At 69.9% G+C, this 9,662-nt stretch carries 10 protein-coding genes; 5 read left to right on the plus strand and 5 right to left on the minus strand.

Features of this window, described 5'->3' with window-relative positions:
- Positions 1-12: 12 nt before the first annotated feature.
- From AOK15_RS47600 to AOK15_RS32315, 5 genes are all read left to right on the plus strand, one after another.
- Positions 13-971 (plus strand): alpha/beta fold hydrolase (locus AOK15_RS47600; RefSeq protein ID WP_240508698.1); only part of this gene is annotated, 959 nt, incomplete at its 3' end.
- A 277-nt stretch (positions 972-1,248) separates the two neighbouring features.
- Positions 1,249-1,590: an alpha/beta hydrolase gene (locus tag AOK15_RS47605; RefSeq protein WP_240508699.1), complete on the plus strand. Its 342-nt coding sequence runs from the start codon at positions 1,249-1,251 to the stop codon at positions 1,588-1,590.
- A 31-nt stretch (positions 1,591-1,621) separates the two neighbouring features.
- Positions 1,622-2,386, plus strand: a complete 765-nt coding sequence (locus AOK15_RS32305) for an alpha/beta fold hydrolase (protein ID WP_055521874.1) — start codon at positions 1,622-1,624, stop codon at positions 2,384-2,386.
- Between the two features lie 185 nt (positions 2,387-2,571).
- Complete coding sequence (locus AOK15_RS32310) at positions 2,572-3,489, plus strand: ribosome-inactivating family protein (RefSeq protein WP_055521875.1); 918 nt, start codon at positions 2,572-2,574, stop codon at positions 3,487-3,489.
- 105 nt (positions 3,490-3,594) lie between these two features.
- Positions 3,595-4,560, plus strand: a complete 966-nt coding sequence (locus AOK15_RS32315; RefSeq protein ID WP_055521876.1) for a YihY/virulence factor BrkB family protein — start codon at positions 3,595-3,597, stop codon at positions 4,558-4,560.
- Positions 4,561-4,665: 105 nt separating this feature from the next.
- On the opposite strand, the gene AOK15_RS32320 is transcribed toward AOK15_RS32315, so the two are convergent.
- The 5 genes from AOK15_RS32320 to AOK15_RS32340 all read right to left on the minus strand — a co-directional run.
- Complete coding sequence (locus AOK15_RS32320; protein WP_055521877.1) at positions 4,666-5,205, minus strand: hypothetical protein; 540 nt, start codon at positions 5,203-5,205, stop codon at positions 4,666-4,668.
- 251 nt (positions 5,206-5,456) lie between these two features.
- Entirely contained in the window at positions 5,457-5,765 is a 309-nt protein-coding gene (locus AOK15_RS32325) for a hypothetical protein (protein WP_055521878.1), read from the minus strand.
- Positions 5,766-5,914: 149 nt separating this feature from the next.
- The gene (locus AOK15_RS32330; RefSeq protein WP_107099560.1) at positions 5,915-6,439 is read right to left on the minus strand and encodes a DinB family protein; all 525 of its coding nucleotides are present in this window, start codon (positions 6,437-6,439) and stop codon (positions 5,915-5,917) included.
- A gap of 215 nt (positions 6,440-6,654) precedes the next feature.
- The gene (locus AOK15_RS32335) at positions 6,655-8,070 is read right to left on the minus strand and encodes a non-reducing end alpha-L-arabinofuranosidase family hydrolase (protein WP_055521880.1); all 1,416 of its coding nucleotides are present in this window, start codon (positions 8,068-8,070) and stop codon (positions 6,655-6,657) included.
- A gap of 102 nt (positions 8,071-8,172) precedes the next feature.
- The coding region (locus AOK15_RS32340) for a beta-L-arabinofuranosidase domain-containing protein (protein ID WP_205632271.1) at positions 8,173-9,662 on the minus strand (1,490 nt) is incomplete at its 5' end.

The raw sequence follows: 9,662 nt of genomic DNA on the forward strand, positions 1-9,662 counted from the left end.
GGAGAGCAGCTGATGTCCCTTCACCCGCCCCGCCCACGCCGCGCCCCCGGACGGCTACCGGTCCTGCTCGCCGCGGCCACGACCGGAGCCCTCGTCGCGGGCCTCGCCACCCCCGCCCAGGCCCGGCCCGACACCCCGGCGCCCCTCGGTTCGGTCGCCCGCACGGCCGGTGACGCCCGCTACGCGCCGGGCCCCTGCCCGAGGACGGCGGACCCGGTGCCCGCTCTGGAGACGGCGCGCTGCGGAACGCTCACCGTGCCCGAGGACCGCTCCCGGCCCAAGGGACGGAAGATCACCCTCGCGGTCGCGATCGTGCCCGCGGCCACCCGCAGACCGGCACCCGACCCGATCGTCTGGTTCGCGGGCGGACCCGGCGACGACGCGATCTCCGAGATCCCCCTGGCGCTCAACGGCGACCTGAACCGCGACCGCGACCTGGTCTTCATGTCCCAGCGGGGTACCTACTCCGCCGTTCCCGAGCTGACCTGCCCCAACATCGACGCCTTCAACGCGCGCGCCCTCGGCCTCGTCTCCAACGCCCCCTCCACCGGACGCCTGCACGTCCAGGCGACCCGGGTGTGCCGCGACCGGGTGGCACGCCAAGGCGCCCGCCGCAGCGCCTACGACGACATCGAGAGCTCAGCCGACTACGACGCCCTGCGCAGAGCCCTCGGCCTCAAGCGGTGGAACGTGTTCGGCATCTCCTACGGCACCCACCTCGCGCTCAACTACATGCGCCTGCACCCGAGGGGCATCCGATCGGTGGGCATCGACGGCGTCCTGCCGCCGTCCATCGCCGGCGGGGCCGTGACCTGGAAGGCCGCACGGGAGGGCTTCGACGGCCTCTTCGCCGCGTGCGCGGAACAGCCCGACTGCGACGCCCGCTACCCGAGGCTGAAGGCCACCTTCCTGCGCCTGGTCAGGGAGCTGGAGGCCCGGCCGATCACCACCACCGTGACGGTCCCCGTCCANNTGAAGGTCGTCCTGGACGGGGGAGCCCTGGTCACCTGGCTCACCTCCGCCACCCATGTGGCGGCCGGCGTGCCCCGCTCCATCGACGAACTCGCCCACGGCGACCCGCAGCGCATCGCCGAGCAACTGGCGGGCGGCAGGCTCAGCCCGCAGGCCATGGGCAGGGTCGCGCACGGGCTCCTCTACGGCATCTTCTGCAGCCAGTGGACCCCGTACGAGAGCGAGGCCGACGTGATCCGCGGTGGACGGCGGGCGTTCCCGTCCTTCCCCCGCTCGATGCTCGCCAACGCCCCGCAGCTCGCCTGGCTCCACGACGACTGCCGTGCCTGGGACGTCCCCGCGGCACCGCCCTCCATCCGGGACGTGACCCGCAGCGACATCCCGACCCTGCTCCTGTCCGGCGGCTTCGACGCCCAGACCGCGCCGAGCAACGGTGCGTACGCGGCCCGCACCCTGAGCCGGTCCACCGCCGTCACCGTCCCCTACGTCGCCCACGTCGTGTTCGCCGACTCACGGTGCGCGCAGACCATCACCACGTCCTTCTTCACGACCCCGAACAGGCCGAACATCCGTTGCCTGGCACGGGTTCAACCGCCCCGCTTCGAGATCGCGCCATGACGTGTCAGTGCCGGCTCCTACCATCCGCATCATGCGCGAGTTCTTCATGGTGGGCGGGCGGAAGCTGTCGTATCTGGACTTCGGGGGTCCGGGAACACCGCTTCTCGCCCTGCACGGGCACTACAACGAAGCCTCGGCGTTCGCGCCGCTGGCCGCGGCACTGACCCCACGGTGGAGGGTGATCGCCCTCGATCAACGCGGGCACGGTGACTCCGACCGTGCCCGCACCTACGAGCGGGACGCGTACGTGGCCGACCTGGCCGCCTTCCACCGGCAGCTGGCCGTCGGCCCCGTGGCGGTGCTCGGGCACTCCCTCGGAGGTGTGAACGCCTACCAGTTCGCGGCCCGGCACCCGGACAAGGTGAGCGCGCTGATCGTCGAGGACATCGGTGCGGTCGTCGACTGCGACTGGTCGTTCACCACCCGCCTTCCCGACGTCATGCCGTCCAGGGAAGCGCTGGTGGCCGCTCTGGGCACGGCGGCCCCCTATCTGGAGTGTTCCTTCCGACGGACGGAGCGGGGCTGGGGCTTCTCCTTCGACACCGCCGACACGGTGGCCTCCCAGAAGGCCCTGGGCGGCGATCACTGGGACGACTGGACGGCGGTGTCCTGCCCCACGCTGCTGATCCGTGGAACGCGCAGCGACGAACTGGCGGCCGAGCACGCGGCCGAGATGGCCGCCCGCCGCGCCGGTGGAGTCCGCCTCGCCGAGCTGCCCGCCGGTCACGTCGTGCACCACGACGCACCCGCGCGCTTCGCCGACGAGGTCACCGCCTTTCTCGGCGTGTCCCGCTGACCGCGGAGCCTGCGCCGGGGACCCGGGCGAGTGTGCGCTGTCGGGTCGGAGCCGGGGCGCCCGCAGTCCATTCCGGCGGGGCGCCCGCACATAGCGTCGGGGAGACCCGCCCCGCCAGGGGCTCCCCTTCCGCGTCGCCGGTCTGCGCCGGCGGACCCGGAGAACGTGAAGGACACCTCATCCCCATGCTCCAGTTGACGGTTCTCAGACGAATCGGCCGACGTGCGCTCGGCGCCCTCGTGGCGCTGGTGTTGTCCATCGGCCTGCTGGGCCTCGCGGTGCCCGCGGCGTCCGCCGATCCCGACCGGACGCTCACCGTGCACGACTGGGTCATCGACGACCTGCTCAACGGCGGTCAGGACCCGCACCAGGAGTACTGGAACATGATCGCGGCGATGCACCGCGTCACCGGCCACGACTTCTTCCGCGACACGCTGGACGAGACGACCACCAACAACAACGCCCTCTTCCAGGTCAGCGTGCACCGGTACGGCACCTACGTGGGTGCCTTGTACTTCTGGACCAACGACCTGTACCTGGCGGGCTTCTACCAGGCCGGCCCGGGCGGCGGCCACTACGCCTTCAACGAGTCCCGCCGCGCCAGGTTCAACGAGCTGCTGCGCGTCAACTCCACGGCGCTCCCGTGGAACGGCAGTTACACCAACTTCTCCGACGGGGCGGGGGACCAGAGCAGCCGCCGGAACCTCCAGATCAACGGTCCCCGACTCGACAACGCCCTACAGCAGTTGGGCAGGGCCGGCACCCATCTCCAGACCCAGAACGGCCGGTCGGTCCTGAGCCACGCCCTCGTCATGATCATTCAGGCCACGTCCGAGGCCGCTCGCTTCGGCCGCGTCTTCGACAACATCAGGACCAACATCAGGAACCACGGCAGCGGCGGCGCCCAGATGGGCGAGGAGAACGTCGATTTGCAGCAGAACTGGGGAACCATCTCCAACTGGACCTACCGGGTGCTCCAGAACGCCGGAGTACGGCCGCTCCAGATAGGGGCCGGCGCGTTCCTGCGCACCTTCGCCACACTGCAGCAGCTGATCGCCTATGTCTTCTACATGGAGCTGGCGAGCGGATCACGCCCCCGCTGACCCGGCATGGGTCCGCAGCGCACCTCCGGTTGTACGGTTTCTCCCGGCGGCACGATCACGTCTTCTCGTCCGGCCGTGACCACGAGACAGGAGGAGCCGTTCGCGATGGGGACCGTCGTGCACGTCCCGCAGACCCGGGACATGATCGGGGAGGAGCTGTCCGGGGACGAGGCGCTCACCGCGCTGCGTCACTACGGAGGCCGTAGGCTCCTCCTCGACGCCTTCGCCCGCTTCCGCTACGCCGACGGGTTCACCAACGCCCGCTCGCTCGCCTTCCAAGTGGTCCTCGGCCTGGTGCCGTTCACCATCGCGCTGGTCGGCGTGGCCACCACCGTGCACACCGAGAGCGTCGGGCGGATCATCGAACTCACCCTGGGCCGGATCGTCCCGGGCGCCAGCGCGAAGCTCGTCGAGGACGCCCTCGACGCCACCGCCCGCAGCGCGGGCTCCGGCGTGTGGAACGCCGTCGCCATGTGGCTGGGCCTCGCCTTCGCGGTGCTCAACCTCGCCTCGGCGATGGGGCAGGTGGAACGAGGCGCCAACCGCATCTACGGCATCGAACGGGACCGCCCGTTCCTCTCCAAGTACGGGCGGTCCCTGCTGCTCGCCCTCGCGGCGGGCATGCCGATGGTCCTCGGCTTCCTCGTCCTCGTCGCCGGGGAAGCCGTGGGCAACGCGGTGGTGGAGGCCCTCGGCTGGTCCGAGCACTGGCTCGACCGGTGGCGGCCCCTCGAAGTGCCGCTGGGTGTGGCACTCGCCTGGGTCGCGTCGGCGGTGATCTTCCGCTGGGCCCCGCGCAGGGACCAGCCGGGCTACACCTGGCTCGCGTTCGGTTCGGCGGTCCACCTGGTCCTGTGGGTCACAGCCACCTGGCTGCTGGCGCTGTACGTCGCCGAGAGCGGTTCGTTCGGCGCCGTGTACGGACCGCTGACGGCGTTCGTCGCCCTGCTGCTGTGGGCCAACGTGACGGGCGTGGCACTGTTCCTGGGCATCGCGTTCGCCGCGCAACTCGAAGCGGCCCGGGCCGGGATCACCGAGGCCGTGCGTCCGGACCCGGGTCCGGGTCCGTGACCCACGGGGCCCGGCCGCCGTCGTGCGGGAAGGCGTCGCGGTGACGCCTTCCCGCACGGTGCGGTCACACCTGCCGACCGGTGGAGCCGGGAGGGCGGCGGTGGCTCAGTTCCAGGGGTTCGCGGGCTGGTCGTTGATGGTGGCCCAGAAGCGCGTGTTCGCGGGCAGGTACCCGTGGGCCCAGAACGACCAGCCGCCGCTCGACTCCAGGTTGCTGCCGTAGCGGCCGTCGTGGAACTCGGCCATGCGCCAACCGGTGCCGTAGTACTGGACGCAGAGGTTGTTGGCGACGGAGAGGCTCGTCAGCGTCTTGCCCTGGACCGGAGGTGTGGCGGCGACGGTGCCACGGGCCCAACCCGCGTAGAAGTCCGGGGTGATGCCGGCGGGCACGCCGCTGCCGGTGACGCGCAGACACAGCACGGGCAGCGTGGCGGTGGCCGGGGTGTCGCCGTAGTACGGGTCGGTCGCGGAGTCCGCACCCACGCGGACGGTGCCGTTCCCGGCGCCCTGGGTGAGCACGGTCCAGGTCATCCCGGACGGGATGGCGGACGGAGCGGCCTGGGCGGGGGTTGCCGCTGTGGGTAACAGCGCGAGCGAGGCGGCGGCCGAGAGGCCGATGATGCCCTGGCGGAGCAACTTTCTCATGGTACTCCTCGTGGCAGGCTCGACGAATGTGTGGGCTGGTCGGTGGTGCGGGATCCCGGGCCGGAGCCCGAACCAGCATCCGACACGCACACGAGTCCGTCACGAATCCTCCACATCCATGGCGGCATGCAGTCGCAGATCGGCTCAAACGGCTCCTGCAACCCACGAGTAATGTCAACTGCCCTTCACAGCAGACGAGTTCGCGGGAGCGTCGCCGTCGAGGAAACGACGATGCGGCCCGGATCCCGGGGTCACCGGGCCAGCGGGTCCGGACCGAGGCGCCAGGAGCGGCACAGCAGGAGCGGCACAGCAGGAGGAAGCAGTCGGCCGCACAGTGCCGTCGTGATCGGCAGGATCAGGCCGACGGGGCGGGCCGTGAGGAAGAGGGCGGAGGCGATCCAGGGCAGCCCCGTGCCGGAAGTCGTGGCGAGGAGGACCAGGACGGTGCCCGCGGCACCGAGGGCGGCCAGACCCGCCCCCAGGACGCGAGGGGAGGGGAAGCGGGCCGAGGCTGCCGGTGAGCAGATATCCGGTGAAGCGGCCGTCGCCGAGAAGGGCACCCATGGTGCGCAGGCTGTCGGGAAGTCCGCCGCGCCGAGCTGACGGGTCAGGCACTGTCGCGTGCGCTGGAGAACGACGGCGATCCGAGCCCGGCCTCGCGCTGTACTCGGGGCCGGGCGAGCGCGTCTTACGCCCCGGTGCTCTCGTCCTACGCCCCGGTGGTCCCGTCGATCCGCTCGCGGACGAGGTCGGCGTGGCCGTTGTGCCGTGCGTACTCCTCGATCATGTGCACCAGGATCCACCGCAGGGAGATGCTGGAACCGCCGACGTGGCCCGCTTCCTGGTCGGGCAGAAGGCCGGAGTCGTCCATCGACGCGTCGGCGATCAGCGCACGGCCTCGGGCGATCTCCGCCTGCCAGACGTCCGTCGCCTCGTCGAGTCCGCGGTCCGGCTGGAGCGCGAAGCCGTCGACATTGTCCGCCCCGAAGACAGGCGGTACGTCCTGACCCGCGAATATGCGCTGGAACCAGTTGCGTTCCACCTCGGCCATGTGCTGGACGAGCCCCAGCAGCGTCATCGACGAGGGGGACGCCGGAAGCCGTAACTGCTCATCCTTGAGGCCGGCGCACTTCAGGGCGAGAGTGGCACGGTGGAAGTCCAACCACGCCTCCAGCATGGTGCGTTCGTCGGCGTGCGGGGGCGGTACGGGCCGTCCGTCAGGTGTCGTCTGCATCGACCCACCCTCGCAGCAACGGCCTTGTCGCAGGGTGGACTTGCCGCATGCGCGCGGGTCGAGCAGCACGACGGCCTCACGGGGCGCGACGGCCCGTGAGGCGAACGCTGCGGCGGCGATTTCCCTTCTGGCTTCCCGGCCCGCGGAGCGCAAGCCGCTCCGCGGGCCGGACAACGCGACATGAGCCGGTGATCCTGTGCGTGTGGACGGGCGGGTCAGCGCTGCAGGGTGAGGACACCCGGCCGGTACGGCCACTTCTCGTAGGGGGTGCCCGCGGGTGTGGCGCCCCGGCCCTGGTAGAGGAACTGCAGGTTGCAGGGATCGATGGTCATGGTCTGGTCGGGGTTGTTGCGGACCAGCTCACCGTGGCTGATGTCGTTGGTCCAGGTGGCGCCGCTGTTGGCCTTCCCGGCGAAGGGGTTGCTCTCGCTGGTGGCCTGCGGGGTCCACGAACCGCTCAGGCTGGAGGCCGTGAACGAGCGGAAGTAGCGCCCGTTCGCCCCCCGCGCCTCGACGATCATGAGGTACTGGTTCTGGCCCTGGAGCTTGTACACCTGCGGCGCCTCGAACAGGTTGTCCGCCGTGTCGCTCATGACCGTCGTGTACGAGGAGCCGAAGTTACCGGGGAAGTTCCCGATCGGCATGCTCACCCGGTAGATCTTGCCGTTGTCACCGGCGAAGAACAGGTACATGTTCTGACCGTCGGCGATCAGGGTCTGGTCGATCGGGCCGGTGGGGGAGTTGTCGCCGGCGGGGAGGGAGCCGGTGAACAGCGGCTGCGGCGCGGACCAGCTGTTGGGGTCGGCCGGGTTGCTCGACGTGCGGTAGTTGAACTTCCAGCCGCCGGCCCACTGGGAGGCCATCACCCAGATGTTCTTGGGCGCGAAGTAGAAGAGGGTGGGCGCCACCGCCCCCTGGCTCATCCCGGTCTGGGTGGCCGAGGCCATGTCCGACCAGTTGGTGAAGGGGGCGAACGCCATCGAGCCCCAGTTCGTCCCGTAGTTCGTCCCGTAGACCAGGTGTTTGCCGTTGTGCATCACCGTGGTGAAGTCCTTCAGCGCGGCCCAGCCGTTCGCCGGCTGTGCCAGCGCACCTGTCGAGGTCCACCGGTATGTCGACGGAAGGGAGCACGTGGTGCCCGACCCGGACAGGCCGGTCCACTTCTGGTTGGCGGCGCCGTTGCACGTCGCGATCTCCACCGCCGAGCCGTTGGCCGTGGCGGAACCCGTGACGGCAAGACACAGCCCCGACTCCACGGCGACGACCGTGCCGTCCGTGTTCACCCGCCACTGCTGGTTCGTACCTCCGTTGCAGCTCCAGATCACCGGCCGGGTCCCCGGCGTGGTGGCGTGACCAGGCACATCCAGACACTTGTTGCCGTACACGGTGAGCTGGTTGTTGTCGGTCAGCGTCCACTGCTGGTTGGTCCCGCTCCAGCAGTCCCAGATCTGAAGGTTCGTGCCGTCGGTCTGACTCGCGCCGGGCACGTCCAGGCACCGTCCCGAACCGGTGCCGCGCAGGGCGCCGCTGGTGGCCGCCTGGGCCGGGTTCGCGACGAGGGTCGCCGCCGAAGCGACCAGGGCCGCGAGCACCACAGACAGATGTCTGCGGCTGAGACTACGTCTGCGCATGGGGCCTCATTTCTCTGATGTCCTCCATATCGAACGGCGGTCGAAGTGTCGAGCAGAAGGAAGGGGCGGAGAGCGAAGGAGAACCGCTGCCGCCGGCGGACCCTAGTTCCGTACGATGCGCCACCGGTTGTCGGCGGTGCCGTCGTCCGCGTCCTGGACCGCGAACGCACCGACGGCGGTGGAGTTGCCCGCGATGGCGAGCAGCTTGCCGCTGTTCACGTTGCGGATCTTGTAGGTCCCGTCGCCCTGGTCGAGCAGCGTCCAGCGATGGTCGGCGGTGCCGTTGTCGGACCACTGCAGGACGGTCGCGCCGTCGGCCGTGGACATGTTCAGGACGCCGAGTACCTTGCCGCTGTTGGCGTTGCGGAAGCGGAAGCCGTCCCCGTCGGTGATCATGTACCAGTCGTGGTCGGCGGTGCCGTTGTCGGACCACTGCAGAGCGCGGCCGCCGTCGGCCGTGGACATGTTCTGGATGCCCAGCAGGAGACCGCTGGCCGCGTTGACGAGACGGACAGTGCCGCTCGTGTTCCAGTAGACGGTGTAGTTGTGGCCGTGGGCGTCGTGGAACGGGCCCAGGTTGACGGTGGAGCCGTTGGCCGTGGCGGTGAAGGCGAGTGAACTGGTGCTGGTCCGTGTGATGGAGGAGGTGTTCAGTGTCGGCAGGGAACTGAGCGCGGAGTCACCGTAGTTGCCGGACAGGACCACCGGCCCGTAGGTGATGGCGGAGACGTTGGCGTTGTCGTTGGCCGCCCGCATGACGATCCGCATGGGCAGGCGGACGGTGACCGTGTCGCCGGAGGTCCAGGAGCGGCTCAGGGTGGCGTAGCTGCCGGGGTCGGTGGTGATGCTCTGCTTGACACCGTTGACGCTGACGGTGGCTCCGGTGGTCCAGCTCGGGATGCGGATGCGCATCGCCCAGGTCCCACTGACGCTGCCGGTGACCTGCAGGGTCGTCGTGTCGCTGGTCGGGTACGACGTGGTCTGGGTGACCGTGATACCGCGCTCCGACCAGGTGAGCACCGAGGGCACGAACATGTTCACGATCAGCGTGGTGTCCGTGCGGAAGTAGATGGAGTCCATCAGCCTGGTGTGCATCTCCAGGCCCGTGCCCTGACAGCACCAGAACGTGCCGTAGTCGGTGCTCCAGGTGCCCCCGCCCCACGCCGGGCCCACACCGCGTCGGCCTCCCGGCTTGAGCGGGGTGAAGTAGGTGACATGGCCGTGGTCGTCGGCCGGGTTCTGCTGGCCGATCATCTGGTTCAGCCACGCCCGCTCGTAGTAGTCGAACAGCGCGGCCCGGTTCGGGTCCAGCGCGAACAACTCACGGGTGAGGGTGAGCATGTTGAAGGTGTTGCAGCTTTCGCACGTGTCGTTGTTGAGGAAGCCGGCGATGGCGTTCGGGGCGCGGAAGTGCTCCGCCTGGCTGTTGCCTCCGATGGCGTACGTGTGCGCGTTGACCGTGATGTTCCAGGCGTTGGTGGCGATGTCCCGGTAGCGGGTCGTGCCGGTGGCCTTGTACTCCCTCGCCGCCCCGATCCACTTGGGCACCTGGGTGTTGGCGTGCAGTCCGCTCAGCTTGTCCTGGTTGGCCG

Origin of the sequence: Streptomyces ossamyceticus (genome assembly GCF_001418475.1) — a bacterium.
Classification (GTDB): domain Bacteria; phylum Actinomycetota; class Actinomycetes; order Streptomycetales; family Streptomycetaceae; genus Streptomyces; species Streptomyces ossamyceticus.

What these genes read in the sequence shown, in the direction of transcription:
- AOK15_RS47605 (WP_240508699.1), top strand. Translation starts at nt 1,249, where the DNA reads ATGCTCGCCAACGCCCCGCAGCTCGCCTGGCTCCACGACGACTGCCGT.
- AOK15_RS32305 (WP_055521874.1), top strand. Translation starts at nt 1,622, where the DNA reads ATGCGCGAGTTCTTCATGGTGGGCGGGCGGAAGCTGTCGTATCTGGAC.
- AOK15_RS32310 (WP_055521875.1), top strand. Translation starts at nt 2,572, where the DNA reads ATGCTCCAGTTGACGGTTCTCAGACGAATCGGCCGACGTGCGCTCGGC.
- AOK15_RS32315 (WP_055521876.1), top strand. Translation starts at nt 3,595, where the DNA reads ATGGGGACCGTCGTGCACGTCCCGCAGACCCGGGACATGATCGGGGAG.
- AOK15_RS32320 (WP_055521877.1), bottom strand. Translation starts at nt 5,205, where the DNA reads ATGAGAAAGTTGCTCCGCCAGGGCATCATCGGCCTCTCGGCCGCCGCC.
- AOK15_RS32330 (WP_107099560.1), bottom strand. Translation starts at nt 6,439, where the DNA reads ATGCAGACGACACCTGACGGACGGCCCGTACCGCCCCCGCACGCCGAC.
- AOK15_RS32335 (WP_055521880.1), bottom strand. Translation starts at nt 8,070, where the DNA reads ATGCGCAGACGTAGTCTCAGCCGCAGACATCTGTCTGTGGTGCTCGCG.